Below are 19,392 nucleotides of genomic sequence, written 5' to 3'. Positions count from 1 at the left end.
ACGATATCCGGCCCGGTCAGCGCGCGCGCCGCTCGTCCGCGGCGAGCCCGGCCCGGACCACGTCGAGCACCGGCACCGAGCCGTCGCGGACCCGCCCGACCGGCACCCAGGCGACTGCGTCGGTGGTGCCGTCGACCTCGCCGACCCGGGGCTCGGCGTCGCCGGGGACGGTGGTCCGGAAGACCAGGTGCAGGCCGTGGAAGTCCTCGCGCCGCCCGCCCGGGGCGGTGCCAGTGAAGTGGGTGTCGTGGACCTCCAGGACCTCGCCGACCTCGCAGTCGACGCCGCACTCCTCGCGGACCTCGCGGCGCAGCGCGGCCCGCGGCTCCTCGCCGTGGTCGATGCCGCCGCCGGGCAGCGTCCAGGCCCCGGCGTGGTGGCCCAGGGCGGAGATCCGGGTCAGCAGCACGTCCTCGCCGCGCCGGGCCAGCGCGTAGGCCGCCACCCGCTGGTGCCGGTGGATGGTGTGCCCGGCCAGCGCCTCGCGCACCAGCGAGGTGGTCGGCACGGTGCCGTCGAGGACCGCGGCCAGGGGCTTCCAGGCCGCGTCGACTGTCGAGCCGTCCACCTCCATGACCCGGGGCGCCGGCGAGTCGACCGGCACCCATCCGTCGTACACGATCCGCACCGACCAGGCGTCGACCCGGCGACCCTCCCAGCGGGCATGCGGGTTGTGGAAGGTCAGCACCCGCGCGGTGTCGCCGACCTCGACCTTCAGGCCGGTCTCCTCCATCACCTCGCGCGCCACCCCCGCCTGGGGGTCCTCGCCGTGGTCGAGGCCGCCGCCGGGCAGCGTCCACAGCTCGCTCTCGCTGATGCGGGCGGCCAGGCGGCTGAGCAGGATCTGGTCGTCCCGGAGGATCACTGCGTACGCCGCGAGGCGCTGGACCGGCGGGGGCGGGCTCATGACCTCAACCTAGGGGGCGGTCAGGAGAACGGCGGACGGTGGTCGCGTGCCAGCGAGCGGCGCCCCGCCCAGCGCCACACCCGGGCGGCCGCGTCGCGGTCCTCCTCGGTGACGAGGTTGCCCATCCACCGCAGCGCCAGCGTCATCAGGGCCCCCGAGCGCATCCCGACCGGACCCAGCGTCGGCAGCACCCGCGGCACCGTGGCGATGCCGGCCAGCCGGCGGGCGATCGAGAACGACTCCCCGTAGTGCTCGCGCAGCACCGCAGGCCACGCGGTCGCCAGGTCCGCGTCCTCGGCCAGCAACCCGGCGACCAGCCGGCCGGTCTCCAGGCCGTAGTCGATCCCCTCGCCGTTCAGCGGGTTCACGCAGCCGGCGGCGTCGCCGATCAGTGCCCAGTTGGCGCCGGCGACTCCGGAGACCGCCCCGCCCATCGGCAGCAGCGCGGAGGTGGGGGCGCGCAGCTCGCCGGAGAGCCCGAACCCGTCGCGGCGCTGCTCGGCGTAGTGCCGCATCAGCGGCTTGACCGCGATGTCGGCAGGCCGCTTCGCGGTCGCGAGGGTGCCGACGCCGAGGTTCACCTCGCCGGTGCCGAGCGGGAAGATCCAGCCGTAGCCGGACAGCACCTGGCCCGCGGGGTCGCGCAGCTCCAGGTGCGAGCTGATCCACGGGTCGTCGCTCTGCGTGGAGGCGACGTAGGACCGGCCGGCCACGCCGTACACGGTCTCGCGGTGCCACTCGCGGCCCAGCAGCTTGCCCAGCGGGGAGCGGACGCCGTCGGCGACGACGAGCCGCTCGCAGGCGATCTCGAAGGTCTCCTCGCCGCTGCGGAAGACGACGGCGGCCACCTGGTCGCCGTTGCGGCGCACGTCGACCGCGCGGGCGCCGTCGATCGCGAGCGCACCGGCCTTGGTGGCGGTGGTGCGCAGGTGGTCGTCGAGCTCGGTGCGCGGGACCGCGGAGCCCCAGTCGGGAAGCGTGCCGCCGGGCCAGGGCAGCAGGAGCGTCTGGCCGAACCCGTGGGCGCGCAGCCCGTGGTTGACGGTGTGGGCGCGCAGCCAGTCCTCGAGTCCGAGCAGGCACAGCTCGGCGATCGCGCGCGGCGTCAGCCCGTCGCCGCAGGTCTTGTCCCGCGGGAAGACGGCGGCGTCGGCCAGGACCACGTCGGCCCCGGAGCGGGCGGCCCAGGCTGCCGCGGCGGACCCGGCGGGGCCGGCGCCGACGACGAGCACGTCGGTCTTGACGGGTTTGCTCACGCCCCGATTGTCGCAGGCACGCCCGAGCGCCCCGGCATCCGGACCGCTCCCCCGGGCTGCCACGGCGAATGCCGAACGGCCCCGTCCCTGGCGGGACGGGGCCGTTCGGTACTGCTAGGGGACCGGACTCAGTTCTGGTAGGAACCGAAGTCGAAGTCGTCCAGGGCCACGGCGGTGCCCCCGGCGGGACCACCGAACTCGTAGTCGTAGGAGTCGTAACCCGAGACGGAGTACGCCGCGGCGCGCGCCTCCTCGGTCGGCTCCACCCGGATGTTGCGGTACCGCTCCAGGCCGGTGCCGGCCGGGATCAGCTTGCCGATGATCACGTTCTCCTTCAGGCCGCGCAGCGAGTCCGAGCGACCGTGGATGGCCGCGTCGGTGAGCACCCGGGTCGTCTCCTGGAAGGAGGCGGCCGAGAGCCACGACTCGGTGGCCAGCGAGGCCTTCGTGATGCCCATGAGGACCGGGCGACCCGAGGCCGGCTTGCCGCCCTCGGAGACCACGCGACGGTTCTCCTCCTCGAACAGGGCCCGGTCGACCAGGTCGGAGGGCAGCAGGTTCGTGTCACCGGACTCGATCACCGTGACCCGGCGCAGCATCTGCCGCACGATGATCTCGATGTGCTTGTCGTGGATCGACACGCCCTGGCTGCGGTAGACCTCCTGCACCTCGTCGACGAGGTGCTCCTGGGCCCGCCGGACCCCGAGGATCCGCAGGACGTCCTGCGGGTCGGGCGTGCCGGAGGTCAGGTGGTGGCCGACCTCGATGTGCTCGCCGTCCTCGACGTTGAGGCGCGAGCGCTTCGAGACGGGGTACTCCTGGACCTCGGAGCCGTCGTCGGGGGTGACCAGGACCTTGCGGGCCTTGTCGGTCTCCTCGATCTCGACCCGGCCTGCGGCCTCGGCGATCGGCGTACGACCCTTGGGCGAGCGGGCCTCGAAGAGCTCGACCACGCGGGGCAGACCCTGCGTGATGTCGTCAGCGGAGGCCACACCACCGGTGTGGAAGGTACGCATGGTCAGCTGCGTGCCGGGCTCACCGATCGACTGGGCGGCGATGATGCCGACCGCCTCGCCGATGTCGACGAGCTTGCCGGTGGCCAGCGAGCGGCCGTAGCACTTCGCGCAGGTGCCGGTGCGGGCCTCGCAGGTCAGGACCGAGCGGACCTTGACCTCCTCGATCCCGGCGGCCACCAGCTCGCCGATCTTGACGTCGCCGAGGTCGTCGCCCGCCGCGGCGAGGATCTCGCCGGTCTTCGGGTGGGCCACGTCGACGGCCGCCGTGCGGGCGTACGCAGCGGTCTCGGCGTTCTCGTTCTTGACCACGACCGAGCCGTTGTCGCGCTCGACGAGGTCGCCGATCCGCTTGGGCAGGCCGCGCTCGGTGCCACAGTCGTCCTCGCGGATGATGACGTCCTGGGAGACGTCGACCAGCCGGCGGGTCAGGTAGCCCGAGTCGGCCGTCCGCAGCGCGGTGTCGGCCAGACCCTTGCGGGCACCGTGGGTCGAGATGAAGTACTCGAGCACCGAGAGGCCCTCGCGGAAGTTGGCCTTGATCGGGCGCGGGATGATCTCGCCCTTCGGGTTGGCCACCAGACCACGCATGGCGCCGACCTGACGGATCTGGTTGAAGTTACCGGAGGCGCCGGAGTCGACCATCATGTAGATCGGGTTCGCCCGGTCGAAGGCCTTCTCCATCGCGTCACCGACGCGCTTGCCGGCCTCGGTCCAGATCTCGACGAGCTCCTGGCGGCGCTCCTCGTCGGTGACGAGGCCGCGCTCGAACTGCTTCTGGACCTTCGCGGCCTGGGCCTCGTACCCGGAGAGGATCTCGGCCTTGTCCGGCGGCGTGGTGACGTCGTCGATCGAGACCGTGACACCCGAGCGGGTGGCCCAGTGGAAGCCGTTGTCCTTCAGCGCGTCCAGCGACGCCGCGACCTCGACCTTGGTGTAGCGCTCGGCCAGGTCGTTGACGATCGCGCCCAGCTGCTTCTTGCCGACCTCGTAGTTCACGTACGGGTAGTCGGAGGGCAGCGTGTCGTTGAAGATCGAGCGGCCCAGCGTGGTGTCGAGCACCAGCGCGTCGCCGGGCTGCCAGCCCTCGGGAACCACGACGTCAGCGGACGGGACGACGCCCTCGAGACGGATCCGGACCCGCGACTGCAGCGAGATCTCGGCCCGGTCGAAGGCCATGATGGCCTCGGCCTGCGAGGAGAAGGAGCGCCCCTCGCCGGGCTGGTCGGTGCGGTCGGCCGTCAGGAAGAACAGGCCGATGATCATGTCCTGGGTAGGCATGGTCACCGGACGGCCGTCCGAGGGCTTGAGGATGTTGTTGGTCGAGAGCATCAGGATCCGCGCCTCGGCCTGGGCCTCGGCGGACAGCGGCAGGTGCACGGCCATCTGGTCACCGTCGAAGTCCGCGTTGAACGCGGTGCAGACCAGCGGGTGCAGCTGGATGGCCTTGCCCTCGATCAGCTGGGGCTCGAAGGCCTGGATGCCGAGGCGGTGCAGGGTGGGTGCCCGGTTCAGCAGCACCGGGTGCTCGGTGATGACCTCCTCGAGCACGTCCCACACGACCGGACGGGCGCGCTCGACCATCCGCTTGGCGGACTTGATGTTCTGCGCGTGGCTCAGGTCGACCAGGCGCTTCATCACGAACGGCTTGAACAGCTCCAGCGCCATCTGCTTGGGCAGACCGCACTGGTGCAGCTTCAGCTGCGGACCGGAGACGATGACCGAACGGCCCGAGTAGTCCACGCGCTTGCCGAGCAGGTTCTGACGGAAGCGACCCTGCTTGCCCTTGAGCATGTCGGAGAGCGACTTCAGCGGCCGGTTGCCCGGGCCGGTGACGGGGCGACCACGACGGCCGTTGTCGAACAGCGAGTCGACGGCCTCCTGGAGCATCCGCTTCTCGTTGTTGACGATGATCTCGGGCGCGCCGAGGTCGAGCAGCCGCTTGAGCCGGTTGTTCCGGTTGATCACGCGGCGGTACAGGTCGTTGAGGTCGGAGGTCGCGAAGCGGCCACCGTCGAGCTGCACCATCGGACGCAGGTCCGGGGGGATGACCGGGACGGCGTCGAGGACCATGCCCTGGGGCTTGTTGCCGGTCTTGCGGAACGCGTCGACGACCTTGAGGCGCTTGAGGGCGCGGACCTTCTTCTGGCCCTTGCCGTTGGCGATCGTGTCGCGCAGCGACTCGATCTCGGCCTCGATGTCGAAGGACTGCAGGCGCTTCTGGATCGCCGTGGCGCCCATGTGGCCCTCGAAGTACTTGCCGAACCAGTTCTTCATCTCCCGGTACAGCATCTCGTCACCGGTGAGGTCCTGGACCTTGAGCGTCTTGAAGGTGTTCCAGACCTCCTCGAGACGGTCGATCTCGCGCTGCGCACGGTCGCGCAGCTGCTTCATCTCCCGCTCGGCGCCGTCGCGGACCTTGCGGCGCTGGTCGGCCTTGGCGCCCTCGGCCTCGAGCTGGGCGAGGTCCTCCTCGAGCTTCTTGGAGCGGTCCTCCAGCGACTGGTCCCGGCGCTTCTCGAGGCGCTCGCGCTCCAGGCCGACCTTGCCCTCGAGGGAGGACAGGTCGCGGTGGCGGGCGTCCTCGTCGACGTCGGTGATCATGTACGCCGCGAAGTAGATGACCTTCTCCAGGTCCTTCGGGGCGAGGTCGAGCAGGTAGCCGAGCCGGCTGGGAACACCCTTGAAGTACCAGATGTGGGTGACCGGCGCGGCCAGCTCGATGTGACCCATCCGCTCACGACGCACCTTGGACCGGGTCACCTCGACGCCGCAGCGCTCGCAGATGATGCCCTTGAAGCGGACTCGCTTGTACTTGCCGCAGTAGCACTCCCAGTCCCGGGTGGGACCGAAGATCTTCTCGCAGAAGAGGCCGTCACGCTCGGGCTTGAGCGTGCGGTAGTTGATGGTCTCCGGCTTCTTGACCTCGCCGTGGCTCCAGGTACGGATGTCGTCCGCGGTGGCCAGGCCGATCTGAAGCTGGTCGAAGAAGTTCACATCAAGCACGATGGCTGTTGTCCTTCGTTAGTTCTGAATCAAAGCTTGTGGACTGGGGGCGGGCCGCCCGCCCGAAGGCGGGCGGCCGCACTCCTCAGACTTCTTCGACGCTGCTGGGCTCGCGACGCGACAGGTCGATGCCGAGCTCCTCCGCCGCGCGGAAGACGTCCTCCTCCGCGTCACGCAGCTCGATGCTGCTGCCGTCCTGGCTGAGCACCTCGACGTTCAGGCACAGCGACTGCATCTCCTTGACGAGCACCTTGAACGACTCGGGGATGCCGGAGTCGGGGATGTTCTCGCCCTTGACGATCGCCTCGTAGACCTTGACGCGTCCGGGGACGTCGTCGGACTTGATCGTGAGCAGCTCCTGCAGGGCGTAGGCGGCGCCGTACGCCTCCATCGCCCAGACCTCCATCTCACCGAACCGCTGGCCGCCGAACTGGGCCTTACCGCCCAGGGGCTGCTGCGTGATCATCGAGTAGGGGCCGGTGCTGCGCGCGTGGATCTTGTCGTCCACCAGGTGGTGCAGCTTCAGGATGTACATGTAGCCGACCGAGACCGGGTCCGGGAACGGCTCGCCGGAGCGGCCGTCGAACAGGTTGGCCTTGCCGGTCTCGTTGATCATCCGGTTGCCGTCGCGGTTCGGGATGGTCGAGCCGAGCAGGCCGGTGATCTCGTCCTCGCGGGCGCCGTCGAACACCGGGGTCGCGACCTTGGTGTTCGGCTCGGCCTTGTCCGCGTGGATCTTGATCAGGCGCTGCTTCCAGTCCGAGTCCGCGGGGTCGTCGGAGAGGTTGAGGTCCCAGCCCTGCTTGGCCAGCCAGCCCAGGTGCAGCTCGAGGATCTGGCCGATGTTCATCCGGCGCGGGACGCCCAGCGGGTTGAGGATCACGTCGACCGGGGTGCCGTCCTCCATGAACGGCATGTCCTCGATCGGCAGGATCTTCGCGATGACGCCCTTGTTGCCGTGGCGACCCGCGAACTTGTCGCCCACGGAGATCTTGCGCTTCTGCGCCACGTAGACGCGGACCAGCTGGTTCACGCCCGGGGGCAGCTCGTCGCCCTCCTCGCGGTCGAAGACGCGCACGCCGATGACCGTGCCGGACTCGCCGTGCGGCACCTTCATCGAGGTGTCGCGGACCTCGCGGGCCTTCTCGCCGAAGATCGCGCGCAGCAGGCGCTCCTCGGGGGTCAGCTCGGTCTCGCCCTTCGGGGTGACCTTGCCGACCAGGATGTCGCCGGTGGTGACCTCGGCGCCGATGCGGATGATGCCGCGCTCGTCGAGGTCGGCCAGCATCTCCTCGGAGACGTTCGGGATGTCCCGGGTGATCTCCTCGGGGCCGAGCTTGGTGTCGCGGGCGTCGACCTCGTGCTCCTCGATGTGGATCGAGGTGAGGTAGTCCTCCTGCACCAGCCGCTGGCTGAGGATGATCGCGTCCTCGTAGTTGTGGCCCTGCCAGGGCATGAACGCCACGAGGAGGTTCGTGCCCAGCGCCATCTCGGCGTCGTCGGTGCACGGACCGTCGGCGATCGGGCTGCCGACCTCGAGCCGGTCGCCCTCGCTCACCAGCGGGCGCTGGTTGATGCAGGTGCCCTGGTTGGAGCGACGGAACTTCGCCAGCCGGTAGGTGGAGTAGGTGCCGTCGTCGTTCATCGTCTCCACGACGTCGGCGGACACGTCCTTGACCACACCGGCCTTCGTGGCGGTGACCACGTCGCCGGCGTCGACCGCGGCGCGGTACTCCATGCCGGTGCCGACCAGGGGGCTGTCGCTCTTGATGAGCGGCACGGCCTGGCGCTGCATGTTGGCGCCCATCAGCGCGCGGTTGGCGTCGTCGTGCTCGAGGAACGGGATCAGGGCGGTCGCGACCGACACCATCTGGCGCGGCGAGACGTCCATGTAGTCGACCTCGTCGGCCAGGATCTCGGAGACCTCGCCGTCGCGCTGGCGGACCAGGACCCGCTCCTCGACGAAGGTGCCCTCGTCGTCGATCGCCGCGTTGGCCTGGGCGATGACGAAGCGGTCCTCGTCGTCGGCGGTCAGGTAGTCGATCTGGTCGGTGACCCGGCCGTTCTCGACCTTGCGGTACGGCGTCTCGACGAAGCCGAACGGGTTGATCCGGCCGTAGGAGGCCAGCGAGCCGATCAGGCCGATGTTCGGGCCTTCCGGCGTCTCGATCGGGCACATGCGGCCGTAGTGCGACGGGTGCACGTCGCGGACCTCCATGCCGGCGCGGTCACGGGACAGACCGCCCGGGCCGAGCGCGGAGAGGCGACGCTTGTGCGTCAGGCCCGCGATCGGGTTGGTCTGGTCCATGAACTGGCTCAGCTGGGAGGTGCCGAAGAACTCCTTCAGCGCCGCCACGACCGGGCGGATGTTGATCAGCGACTGCGGCGTGATCGCCTCGACGTCCTGGGTCGTCATCCGCTCGCGGACCACGCGCTCCATCCGGGCCAGGCCGGTGCGCAGCTGGTTCTGGATCAGCTCGCCGACCGTGCGCATCCGGCGGTTGCCGAAGTGGTCGATGTCGTCGGCCGCGATGTCGAGGGCGCCCTGGGGCGCCTCGACCTGCTGGCGGCCGTCGTGCAGCGCGACGATGTAGCGGATCGCGGCGACGATGTCGTCGACGGTCAGCGTCTGCTGGTCGAAGGCCTCGGTCAGCCCGAGCTTCTTGTTGATCTTGTAGCGACCGACCTTGGCCAGGTCGTAGCGCTTGGGGTTGAAGTAGTAGTTGTTCAGCAGCGTCTGCGCGGCCTCGCGCGTCGGCGGCTCGCCCGGGCGCAGCTTGCGGTAGATGTCGAGCAGCGCGTCGTCCTGGCCCTGGGTGTTGTCCTTCTCCAGGGTCAGCATCATCGACTCGTACTCACCGAACTCCTCGCGGATCTGCTCGTTGGTCCAGCCGAGGGCCTTGAGCAGCACGGTGACGTTCTGCTTGCGCTTGCGGTCCAGGCGGACGCCGACCAGGTCGCGCTTGTCGATCTCGAACTCCAGCCACGCGCCGCGGCTCGGGATCATCTTCGCGGTGTAGATGTCCTTGTCGGAGGTCTTGTCCGCGGAGCGCTCGAAGTAGACGCCGGGGCTGCGGACCAGCTGGCTGACCACGACGCGCTCGGTGCCGTTGATGATGAAGGTGCCCTTGTCGCTCATGAGCGGGAAGTCGCCCATGAAGACCGTCTGGCCCTTGATCTCACCGGTGTCGTTGTTGGTGAACTCCGCGGAGACGTAGAGCGGAGCGGAGTAGGTGAAGTCCTTCTCCTTGCACTCGTCCACGGTGTACTTGGGGTCGTAGAAGACCGGGTTCTCGAACGAGAGCGACATCGTCTCGGAGAAGTCCTCGATCGGGGAGATCTCCTCGAAGATCTCCTGGAGACCGGACTTGCTGGAGACGTCCTCACCCTCGGCGCGGCGGCGCTCGACGGTGGCCTCCCACTTCTCGTTGCCGACGAGCCAGTCGAAGCTGTCGGTCTGGAGAGCGAGGAGCTGGGGGACCTCGATGGGGTCCTGGATCTTGTTGAAAGAGATGCGGCGGGGGTTACCGGAGGTGCTGCGCGTGGCCAACAGGTGTCCTTCGACGGGGTCGCACTGTGAGATGGCGCCACCCACCACTAGGTCATCCACCGGGCAGGAGACAAGCATCTGAGGGCAGGCGCAAAGCGCAACGATACCCTATGCGAGGGCGCGCGACAATCCCGCGGGCCCGGAGCTGCCGGTTCTGCGGAAGATGATGCGTCCCCGGCGCGCACAGGTCAAGCAGCACGGCCGGTCGCCCGGGCGTGTCGCGGCCTCAGGCGCGGGTTTTCATCCCGTCGACGAGCCAGTCCCCGGCCACGCGCGCCATCTCCACGGTGACCCAGTACTTGATGACCGTGGGCTCCTTGGCCGCCTTGTTGGTCGTGGCCTGGTCCACCACCACGAGCACCTCGGCGCGGTCCTCCCCCGAGCGCACGATGCCCGAGCGGATCACGGAGGCCTCCACCACGGTGCCGGTGCGCGGGGCGTTCTCCTCCATCACGCCGCCGAAGAACTGCTCGTACTCCTTGCGGTAGGAGGGGGTGAGGTAGGACACCGCGGCCTCGCGGGACTCCTCCAGCGCGGCCGCGTCGTAGGAGAGCACCGGTACGACGGCGGTCTCGGCAGCCGCCCGCGCGGCGCTGGTGGCCGCCTCGACCTCGCTGTCGGAGGCGTCGCGCTCCTGCCAGAGCCACAGGCTCGCCCCCGCGCAGACCAGTGTCAGCACGGCGAGCACGGCCAGCAGCGCCCCCGGCACCCGGCGGCGTCCGGCCGGCTCCCCCACCGGGTCCGTGTCCTCGGGGTCCGCCGGCTCCACGGGCTGGACGGGCTCGTCTGCCTGGGCTGCCTCGTCTGCCTGGGCTGCCTGGGCAGCCGCGGCCAGCTCGGCGTCGTACGCCGCGCGACGCTCGCCGTCCAGCAGCACCTCCGCGGCCTGGTTGTGCACCCGGAAGCGTCGGTCGGTCGGGTCCAGGTCGGCGATCGCCGCCTTCCAGGCCGCCCGGATCTCGGCCTCGCTCGCCGACGGGTCCACGTCGAGGAGGTCGTACCAGGACGGGGTCGCGGGGCTGACCGCCCGGCTCCCCGGTCCCGCGCTCACTGCTCCGCCTTCGAGACCTGGGCGAAGTCGTCGACCAGCCAGGTGCCGTCGGAGTCGACGAGGTCCACGACCACCCGGAACAGGTCCTCGCCCGCCGAGACGTCCTTGCCCTTCGCGTCCAGGTAGCGGGTGCTGATCTGGCCGGTGACCAGGACGGTGCCCGAGTCGTCGTCCAGCGTCTCGACCCCGACGCCGAGCACCTCGACGCTCCGGCTCACGCCGGACTCCTTCGCGAGCTGGTCGGCCGCCGTGGCCGCCTTCTCGAACTCCGCGTAGAACTTCGGGGTCATGATCTCCTTGTTGAGCCGGCGGTACTCGGCGAGCTGGCCGGCCTCGTCGAGCTGGTCCGGGCCGTAGGTCTGGTTGCGGAGCATGAACTGCCGCGCCTGCGACATCGCCTCCTCGCGCTGGGCCTGCCGCTCGCGTCCGCCGTCGCGGTCGCCGCGGGCCTGCTCGACGCCGAGCCAGCCCAGCGTGCCCAGCGAGGCCAGGAACGCGAGCACGAGCACCGCGAGCAGGACCGGCCGGAGCCGGTCGGGTCGCGCCGGCGCCGGCGCGGCTGGGGTCGGCGCCGCCGCGACCTCGTCGGTGGTCACGGCGTCGTCGAGGTCAGGGGTTGGAGGTAGAGCCACTTCCAGGAATCCTCTCCGAGTGAGGCCGGCGCTGCGCTGCCCGACCCGCGGGCCAGCCGCTCCGCCTTGGCGCCCCAGGTGATCGTGCCGGACTGGGGGTCCAGGGCCGCGACAGGGGTCCCGTCGTAGTCGGCGCCGGCGCGCGGCGCGAGGTTCTGCGCGCCGCGGGCGTTGGTCCGTTCGGCCGGCTCGGTGCAGCCGGCCGCGGTGTTCATCGGGCGGTTCTCCCCGTCCTGCGGGATCCGTCGGTCGGTGCCCTCGTAGCCCTCGAGGCAGGCCGGGTTGGTGGTGAGCACCAGGCCGAAGTGGGCGTCGTACAGGCCGGTGCCCGGGGACTTGGAGACCACCGTGAAGCCGCCCTCCACGATGTAGGGGTAGACCACCAGCAGCTGCTCGACGCCGGGGAGGTTCTTCTGGACCACCTCGCCACTGGTGCGCGCGTCGTTGATCAGCCCGGCGAGCTCGACCTCGTTCTCCTCCAGGAACGTGCGCAGCTGGTTGGCCGCGCTGGACCCGGTGTCGATGAGGCGGCGCAGGTCGCGGTCGGACCCGGCCAGCGTGCCGGTGAACAGCGACAGGTCCCGGGCGAAGGTGCGCAGGGAGCTCTCGGAGTCGGCCTGGCCCTGCAGGACCGTGTTGGCGTCGCGGATCAGGGCCGTGGTCAGGTCGAAGTTGGCGTTGGCGGTCTCGATGAACGACGTGCCGGTGTCGATGATCCGCTGCAGGTCGGGGCCGGTGCCGCCGAAGGCCGTGCCGAGCTCGGTCACCGTCGTGCGCAGCGCGTCCTGGTCGACCGAGGCGACGGTCCGGCTCAGGTCGCCGAGGAGCTTCTCGGTCGCGACCGGGGTGCGGGTGTCGGCCGCCCGGATCCGGGAGCCGTCGCGCAGCGCCCGGCCGGCGTCGACCTGCGGCTGCAGCTCGACGTACTGCTCCCCCACGGCGGAGCGGTTGCCGACGACCGCGAGCGTGTCGGCGGGGATGTCGTCGTACTCGTCCTCGATCTCCAGGTGCACCTCGACGCCCTGCTCGGTGAGCTCGAGCTCGTCGACGCGGCCGATCCCCACCCCGCGGTAGGTCACCTCGGCACCCGCGAAGATCCCGCCGGACTCGGTGAACTGCGCGAGCACGGTGTAGGAGTCGTCGACGAAGAAGCGGTCCAGGTCGGCGTAGCGGGCCCCGACGAACGAGACGCCGGCCAGCGTGATGATCGCGAAGACCAGCAGCTGGAGCCGGGTGCGGCGCGTGATCATCGGGCCTCCTTCCGCTTCGTCCGGGCCGGCGGCGCCGACTCGGAGGCGATCAGCCCGGGCACCAGCAGATCCACCAGCGCCGGGTCGAAGGACTGGCGCAGCTGGTCGCCGGTGAGGCCGCGCCCCACCACCGCGCCCCCGGCGCCGGGCGCGGGCCGGTTGCGGCCGAGCCCGCCGGCGAGGTCGCCGGTCAGCTCGGGCAGCGTCGGCACCCCCTTCAGCGTCGGGAGGCCGGGGACCTGGTTGAGGATCCGGCAGACCACTGTGTCGCGGTTCGCCGGCTTCTGGCACTCCTCCCTGAGCGTGAGCAGCGCCTGCAGGTTGCCGCGCACCTTCTTGCACTCCTCGCCGTTGAAGTCCGCGCTGGCCAGGCAGTCGAGGACGTTGCGCACGATCGTGCCGGGCGCGACGTCGCTGGGCAGCAGCTCGGGCAGCTCCGCGCCGGGCGTGATGCCGAGCGAGAGGTCGATGTCGAGCTCGATGGAGAGGTTGGTGTAGTCGCCCATGTGCAGGTTGCGGGCGACCTGCGGGTCCCGGCCGACGACCTCGTCGACGAAGGGGTAGGTCAAGGCGACGTGGAACGCGTTGACCAGGGAGTCACCGGAGTTCGCGAGCTCGGAGAGCACCGGCTCGAGGTTGCGGACCGTCGCGATGGTCGCGGACTTCGACCGGCGTACGACGTCGACGCCGACGTCGCCGAGCTCGTCGAGCGCCTCGAGCATCCGGACCAGGTCCTCGCGCTGGGAGTCGAGGCTGGTCAGGGCGCTGGGCAGCTCCTCGAGCGCGGCGTCGATGGTCCCCTGCTGCTTGCGCACGGAGACCGCGAGCCGGTTGAGCGACTCGATGGCGCGCACGATGTCTGCCTTGTTGGCGTCCAGGGTCCCGACCAGCTGGTCGACCTGGGTCAGCACCGATCGTGCGGAGTCCTCCCGGCCGTCCAGGGCGAGGTTGATCTCGCTCGCGATGCTCTTGAGCTGGGCGATGCCGCCCCCGTTGAGGACCAGGCTGAGGGCGCCGAGCACCTCCTCGACCTCCGGGTTGCGCCCGGTGTTCTCCAGCGCGATCCGGTCCCCGCTCTCCAGCACGCCCTTGGGGCTCTCCGGCGCGCTCAGCGAGACGAACTTCTCGCCGAGCAGGCTGGTCTGCCGGATCTCGGCGCGGGCGTTGTCGGGCAGCTCGGTGTCCCCGCGCAGCTCGAGGGTCACCTCCGCGGTGTATCCGTCGAGGCTGACCTCCCGGACCTCGCCGACGTTGACGTCGTTGACCTTGACCGCCGACCTGGGCACCAGGTCGAGCACGTCGACGAACGAGGCGGTGATCGTGATCGGGTCGTCGCCGACGTCGGTCCCCCCGGGCAGCGGCAGCTGGTAGACGTCGAAGTCGCAGCCGGTCAGCAGCACCGCTCCGGCCACCATGCCGAGCACGGTGCGCAGCATCCGCCGGGGCCTCATTCGACGACCTCCACGAGTCCGCCGAAGCTCGGGTCGACCGGCTGCTCCTCGCGGGCGGCGCCCCGGTCGCCGGCCAGCGCCCCGGGGCGCGGCAGGATCGTGTCCAGGATGTCGCACAGGGTGCCGGTCTTGTCGACCTGTGCCACGAAGCTGCACAGCAGCAGGGCCGGGTTCGACCCGATCTCGGTGGCCAGGTTCCCGAGGTTCGGGTTGGTGTCCAGGGTCCCGGTCTGCGGGTTGTAGGCGAGATAGAGGTTGTTCAGCGCCAGCGGGCCGGCCCGGAGGATCTCGTCGAGGGCCGAGCGCTGCTTGACCAGCACCTTGGCGACCCGGTTGAGCCCCTTGATGTTGCGCCCGAGGCTGGCCCGGTTGTCCCGCACGAACGTCGTCACCTCGCCGAGGGCGCCGGAGAGGTTCTCCAGCGAGGCCGCGAGCTCCTCCCGCTCGCCGGCGAGCATCGTGGAGACCTCGCCCAGCGACTCGTTGAAGCCGCGCACGGTCTGGTCGTTGCGGGCCAGCGTGCCGACGAACTTCTCCAGCTCCGCGGCGGAGCCGAACAGCTCCTCCTTGTTGTCGTCCAGGGTGGTGCTGAGCTTCCCGAAGTCCCTGATCGTCTGGTTGACCCGGGCCCCCTGCCCGCCGAAGTTCTCAGCGGTGCTGCGCAGCAGGTCGGTCAGCGCGCCGTCCGCGTTGGCGCCGTCCGGGCCCAGGGCGACGGTGAGGTCGTCGATGCTGGAGTAGATCTGGTCCAGCTCGACCGGGACCGCCGTGCGGTCGGTGTCGAGCGTGGCGCCGTCGGCCAGCACCTTGCCCCCGTCGTACGCCGGGGTGAGCTGGATGTAGCGGTCCCCCACCAGCGACGGCGCGACGATCACCGCCTTCGCGTCCGCGGGGAGCTTCACGTCGGTGTCGTAGTGCATGGTGACCACCACGTCGGTGCCCGAGGGCGTCACCGTGTCGACCTCCCCGACCGGCACTCCCAGGACGCGGACGTCGCTGCCCTCGTAGATGGAGATCGTGCGCGGGAAGTGCGCCGTCAGCGTGCGCTGCTCCTCCCCGCCGAAGACGGTCAGCGCGAAGGCCACGGTCAGGGCCAGGACCACCAGCGGCGCCGCCGCGCGTCGCAGCATGCTCATCGCAGTCCCCCCTCGATGCCGCCGTTGCCGGCGGTCAGGTCCGGCACCGGCGGGATGTTCTGGATGTAGGTGTCGAACCAGGGCCCGCCGCCGAGGGTGCTGGAGAAGACCCGGTAGAACGGCGCCATCAGCCGCAGGCTGTTGTCGAGGTTCTCCTCGTTCTTGTTCAGCACCTGCACGACGCTCTCGAGCTGGGCCAGGGCGGGCGCGAGGTCGGCCCGGGTCCTGGTCACCAGCCGGGTCAGCGACTTGGAGAGCCGGGTGGTGGAGACCAGGAGCTCGTGGACTGCCTCACGCCGCGCGACCAGCGAGGTGAACAGCACGTCGGCGTCCCTCATCAGCGCCACGATGTCGTCGTCGCGCTCGCCGAGGACGCCCGAGACCCGGCGCAGGTTCTTCAGCAGCGTGTTGATCTGCCCGTTCTTGGCAGCGATGTTGGTGGAGAGCGACGAGACACCCTCGATCGCCGCCTGGAACTCCTCGGGGGTGTTGCGGGTGAGGTCGGCCAGCGTGCGCAGCGAGGCGGCGAGCTGGTCGGTGTCGATCTCCTCGGCGGTCTCCGCCAGGCCCTCGAACGCCTCCACCACGTCGTACGGCGAGGTGGTGCGGGCCACGGGGATCTCGCTGTCCTCCTCCAGCTGGCCGCCGCCCGCGGGCTCGAGCGCGAGGTACATCGCGCCGAGCAGCGTCTTGACCCGGATCGAGGCCCGGGTGTCGACCCCGAAGGTCGCGTCGGTCTTGATCCGGAAAGTGGCCACCACCCGGTCGCCGTCCAGCTCGACCTTCTCGACCTTGCCGACGCGCACGCCGGCGAGCCGGACCTCGTCGTCGGCCTTGAGCCCGCCCGACTCCGTGAAGGCGGCCCGGTAGGTGTCGCCGCCGCCGATCAGCGGCAGGTCCTGGGCCCGGAACGCGCCGACGATCAGCAGCGCGATGACTGTCAGGCTGACCGCACCGATCACCACCGGGTTGCGCTCCCGGAACGGGATGGAGCTCATCCGAGATCACACCTCTCCGAGGGGATGCTGACCTTGAGGGATGGTGCGATCCCGCCGGGCAGCCGGATCCGGCCGCCCACGTGGCACAGGTAGAAGTTGAAGAACGACCCGTACGTCGCGGTGCGCCCGATCTTCTCCAGCTTGATCGGCAGCACCTGCATGGCCCGGTCCAGCTCGCCCTTGTTCTTCGCGATGTTGCCGGTCAGTCGGCGCAGCTGCTTGACGTCCTCGACGAACGGGTCCTCGATCCCCTCGACGAGCCCGGCGGTCTCGGTGGAGAGCGCCGAGATCGACTCCAGGGATCCCAGGATCGCCTTGCGGTCGTCCTTGAGCCCGCCGACCAGGGTCCGGAAGTTCACGATCAGCCGGGACAGCTGCTCGTCGCGGTCGCCGAGGTGGTCGAGCACGTCGTTGAGGTTGGTGATCAGCGCACTGATCACCTCGTCGCGGTCGGCGAGGGTGGTCGTGACCGAGGCGGTGTGGCCCAGCAGGCTCTCCAGGGTGCCGCCCTCGCCCTGGAACACCTGGACGATCTCGTAGGAGAGCTTGTTGAGGTCGGCGGGCGAGAGCGCCTGGAACAGCGGTTTGAACCCGTTGAAGAGGACCGTGAGGTCGAGCGCGGGCTTGGTCCGGCCGACGGGGATCGTGGTCCCCTCCTCGAGCCGCTTGGTGTCGCCGACCTCCTCGGTCAGCGTGAGGTACCGCTGCCCGACCAGGTTGCGGTAGCGGATCGCGACGTGGGTGGACCCGCTGACCCGGGTCTCCTCGGCGACGTCGAAGGTGACTCGGGCACGACTGTCGTCGACGATCTCGACGGCGCTGACGCTGCCGACCTTGACCCCGGCCACCCGGACGTCGTCGCCCTTCACGACCCCGGTGGCGTCGACGAAGTCGGCGCTGTACTCGCGGCTGTCGGCGAAGGAGAGGTTGCCGATGACGACCACCAGCACGCCGGTGGCCAGCGTCGTCACGACGAAGAACACCAGGAGCTTGACCAGGTCGGCGCCGGTGCGCCGGTCGAGGACCTTCATCGCAGCGACACCTCCGCGCCCCGGGCCATCGGACCCAGCAGCAGCACGCCCAGGTCGTCGACGTCCTCGGGCGGGGTGCCGGACGCGGTGCCGAGCAGCGAGCGCAGCAGCTCGGTCTCGGCCACCGTCCCGGCCCGGTCGCCGCCGGTCAGCCCGTAGTCGGGAGCGACCCGCATGGTGCCCTTCCCGGTCGGCCGGTCCACGCCGTCGTCCATGTTCGGCTGGCGGCGCAGCGGGTTCTCCTGGCTGCCGCCCGGGTTCGGCAGGTGCAGGCAGGTCGGCCCGCGGTCCTCGCCGAAGCGCGGCTTGTCCCCGGGACCGTAGGGCCGGGGCTGGTTGGGCAGCAGCTCGAGCACGATGTGCAGGGTGTAGCCGCGGAACGCCTCGGCCTGCAGGTTGCCCGCGCCCACGATGCCCTCCAGCAGGCACGGGTACTCCGGCGCGTACTTGGCCAGCAGCCGGGTCACCGGCTCGCTGACCTCGCCGAGTCGCACCAGGTTGTCGCCGTTGTCGGCCAGGAAGTCCCGGGTGGTGCCCGCGAAGGCGCCCACGTCGGTGAACAGCGCGTTGAGGTCGCCCTCCCGCTCCTCGAGCGTGCCGGTCGTCTTGATCGTGTCCTTGAGGATCTGCCCGACCTCGGGCAGCACGTCCGCGTAGATCTCGGAGACCTCCGCGGTCAGCCGGAGGTCCTCGACCAGGGCCGGGATCTCCGGGTTGATGCGCTTCAGGTAGCCGTCGAGGACCTCGATGCTCTCGCCGAGCTGGGCGCCCCGGCCGTCGAGGGCGGTCGCCAGCGCGTTCAGGGTCCGGTTCAGGTCCGCCGGCTGCACCGCGCGCAGCAGCGGGTAGAGGTCGGAGAGGACCGCCTCGACCTCGGTCGCGACCCGGGTCCGCTTGATCGTCTGGCCGGTCCGGATCGGCTTGGCGGCCGGCTGCTCGGGCACCACCAGCGAGACGTACTTCTCGCCGAACAGGGTCTTCGGGACGATCGCGCCGGTGACGTTGGCCGGGATCGTGGCGCGCTCGTCGGGATAGATGCCCAGCGTCAGCTCGGCGCCGCCGGCGGTGGTGTCGAAGTCGAGCACCTCGCCGACGATGACCCCGCGGATCTTCACGTCGGCCCGGGTGGGCAGCTGCAGCCCGATCGACGAGGTCTGCAGCGTCACCCGGTCGTAGTCGGTGAACTTCTTGGTGAACGTCGCGTAGGTGAGGTAGACCGCCCCGACCACGAAGGCCAGGAACACGATCCCCAGCAGCCGGGTCCGCAGCACCAGCGCGCTCACCCGGCCAACCTCACCGTGGTCGTCGTCCCCCAGATCGCCATCGACAGCATCAGGTCGATGACGTTGATGGCCACGATGCTGGTGCGCACCGCCCGGCCCACCGCGATCCCCACGCCGGCGGGGCCGCCGCTGGCCGTGTAGCCGTGGTAGCAGTGGATGAGGATCACCACGACCGCGAAGACCATCACCTTCCCGAAGGACCACAGCACGTCCTCGGGTGGGAGGAACTGGTTGAAGTAGTGGTCGTAGGTGCCGGTGGACTGGCCGAAGAACGTGGTCAGGGTCAGCCGGGTCGCGAAGTAGGAGGAGAGCAGCCCGACGACGTACAGCGGGATGATCGCGATCAGGCCGCCGATGATCCGCGTCGTGACCAGGAACGGCAGCGACGGGATCGCCATCACCTCGAGCGCGTCGACCTCCTCGGAGATGCGCATGGCGCCGAGCTGGGCGGTGAAGCCGCACCCGACGGTCGCGGCGAGGGCGATGGCAGCCACCAGCGGCGCGATCTCGCGGGTGTTGAAGTACGCCGAGAGGAAGCCCGAGAACGCCGCGGTGCCGATCTGGTTGAGCGCGGCGTACCCCTGCAGCCCGACCTCGGTGCCGGTGAAGAAGCACATCGCGAGGATCACGCCCACGGTGCCGCCGATGACGGCCAGCGCGCCGGAGCCGAGCGTCACCTCGGCGAGGATCCGCAGGATCTCCGCCTTGTAGCGGCGCACGGTGCGGGGCGTCCACGCGAGCGCGCGGACGTAGAACGCCAGCTGGGCGCCGAGGGCGTCCAGGGACTTCAGGGGCCGTTCGTAGACGGCGCGCAGGTTGGCCACCGGA

General features: G+C 70.3%; 13 protein-coding genes. All 13 read right to left on the bottom strand.

The window, feature by feature from the left end:
- Window positions 1-16: 16 nt before the first annotated feature.
- The 13 genes from EBO35_RS02340 to EBO35_RS02280 all read right to left on the bottom strand — a co-directional run bounded on the left by EBO35_RS02340 (window position 17) and on the right by EBO35_RS02280 (window position 19,388).
- Window positions 17-907, bottom strand: a complete 891-nt coding sequence (locus EBO35_RS02340) for an NUDIX domain-containing protein (protein WP_122816297.1) — start codon at window positions 905-907, stop codon at window positions 17-19.
- 20 nt (window positions 908-927) lie between these two features.
- The gene (locus EBO35_RS02335) at window positions 928-2,163 is read right to left on the bottom strand and encodes a geranylgeranyl reductase family protein (RefSeq protein WP_122816296.1); all 1,236 of its coding nucleotides are present in this window, start codon (window positions 2,161-2,163) and stop codon (window positions 928-930) included.
- 128 nt (window positions 2,164-2,291) lie between these two features.
- Window positions 2,292-6,182, bottom strand: coding sequence for a DNA-directed RNA polymerase subunit beta' (locus EBO35_RS02330; protein ID WP_122816295.1), 3,891 nt, complete (start codon window positions 6,180-6,182; stop codon window positions 2,292-2,294).
- An 85-nt stretch (window positions 6,183-6,267) separates the two neighbouring features.
- The gene (gene rpoB / locus EBO35_RS02325) at window positions 6,268-9,735 is read right to left on the bottom strand and encodes a DNA-directed RNA polymerase subunit beta (protein ID WP_396954394.1); all 3,468 of its coding nucleotides are present in this window, start codon (window positions 9,733-9,735) and stop codon (window positions 6,268-6,270) included.
- A gap of 223 nt (window positions 9,736-9,958) precedes the next feature.
- Entirely contained in the window at window positions 9,959-10,783 is an 825-nt protein-coding gene (locus EBO35_RS02320; RefSeq protein ID WP_122816293.1) for a DnaJ domain-containing protein, read from the bottom strand.
- Window positions 10,780-11,415 carry a hypothetical protein gene (locus EBO35_RS02315; protein WP_164477765.1) on the bottom strand — a complete coding sequence of 212 codons (636 nt, stop codon included), beginning with the start codon at window positions 11,413-11,415 and terminating at the stop codon, window positions 10,780-10,782. The genes EBO35_RS02320 and EBO35_RS02315 overlap by 4 nt, the downstream gene beginning before the upstream one ends.
- Window positions 11,376-12,665, bottom strand: a complete 1,290-nt coding sequence (locus EBO35_RS02310) for an MCE family protein (RefSeq protein WP_122816291.1) — start codon at window positions 12,663-12,665, stop codon at window positions 11,376-11,378. The genes EBO35_RS02315 and EBO35_RS02310 overlap by 40 nt, the downstream gene beginning before the upstream one ends.
- A complete protein-coding gene (locus EBO35_RS02305; RefSeq protein ID WP_164477764.1) occupies window positions 12,662-14,101 on the bottom strand; it encodes an MCE family protein in 1,440 nt (479 codons plus the stop codon). The genes EBO35_RS02310 and EBO35_RS02305 overlap by 4 nt, the downstream gene beginning before the upstream one ends.
- Before the next feature lie 11 nt (window positions 14,102-14,112).
- Complete coding sequence (locus EBO35_RS02300; protein ID WP_122816289.1) at window positions 14,113-15,252, bottom strand: MCE family protein; 1,140 nt, start codon at window positions 15,250-15,252, stop codon at window positions 14,113-14,115.
- On the bottom strand, window positions 15,249-16,250 hold the full coding sequence (locus tag EBO35_RS02295; protein ID WP_122816288.1) for an MCE family protein: 1,002 nt from the start codon (window positions 16,248-16,250) through the stop codon (window positions 15,249-15,251). The genes EBO35_RS02300 and EBO35_RS02295 overlap by 4 nt, the downstream gene beginning before the upstream one ends.
- Window positions 16,247-17,281 (bottom strand): MCE family protein, encoded by a 1,035-nt coding sequence (locus EBO35_RS02290; protein WP_122816287.1) that lies wholly within the window; start codon window positions 17,279-17,281, stop codon window positions 16,247-16,249. The genes EBO35_RS02295 and EBO35_RS02290 overlap by 4 nt, the downstream gene beginning before the upstream one ends.
- Entirely contained in the window at window positions 17,278-18,564 is a 1,287-nt protein-coding gene (locus tag EBO35_RS02285; protein ID WP_241153824.1) for an MCE family protein, read from the bottom strand. The genes EBO35_RS02290 and EBO35_RS02285 overlap by 4 nt, the downstream gene beginning before the upstream one ends.
- Window positions 18,561-19,388: an MlaE family ABC transporter permease gene (locus tag EBO35_RS02280; RefSeq protein WP_122816286.1), complete on the bottom strand. Its 828-nt coding sequence runs from the start codon at window positions 19,386-19,388 to the stop codon at window positions 18,561-18,563. Before EBO35_RS02280 ends, EBO35_RS02285 begins: the two co-directional genes overlap by 4 nt.
- Window positions 19,389-19,392: the final 4 nt, after the last annotated feature.

The organism is Nocardioides pantholopis (assembly GCF_003710085.1).
In the GTDB taxonomy this organism is placed as follows: domain Bacteria; phylum Actinomycetota; class Actinomycetes; order Propionibacteriales; family Nocardioidaceae; genus Nocardioides; species Nocardioides pantholopis.
The sequence above is the reverse complement of the archived record's forward strand: the minus strand, read 5'-3'. Positions and strand labels throughout refer to the sequence as shown.

What these genes read in the sequence shown, in the direction of transcription:
- EBO35_RS02340 (WP_122816297.1), bottom strand. Translation starts at nt 907, where the DNA reads ATGAGCCCGCCCCCGCCGGTCCAGCGCCTCGCGGCGTACGCAGTGATC.
- EBO35_RS02310 (WP_122816291.1), bottom strand. Translation starts at nt 12,665, where the DNA reads ATGATCACGCGCCGCACCCGGCTCCAGCTGCTGGTCTTCGCGATCATC.
- EBO35_RS02305 (WP_164477764.1), bottom strand. Translation starts at nt 14,101, where the DNA reads ATGCTGCGCACCGTGCTCGGCATGGTGGCCGGAGCGGTGCTGCTGACC.
- EBO35_RS02300 (WP_122816289.1), bottom strand. Translation starts at nt 15,252, where the DNA reads ATGAGCATGCTGCGACGCGCGGCGGCGCCGCTGGTGGTCCTGGCCCTG.
- EBO35_RS02295 (WP_122816288.1), bottom strand. Translation starts at nt 16,250, where the DNA reads ATGAGCTCCATCCCGTTCCGGGAGCGCAACCCGGTGGTGATCGGTGCG.
- EBO35_RS02290 (WP_122816287.1), bottom strand. Translation starts at nt 17,281, where the DNA reads ATGAAGGTCCTCGACCGGCGCACCGGCGCCGACCTGGTCAAGCTCCTG.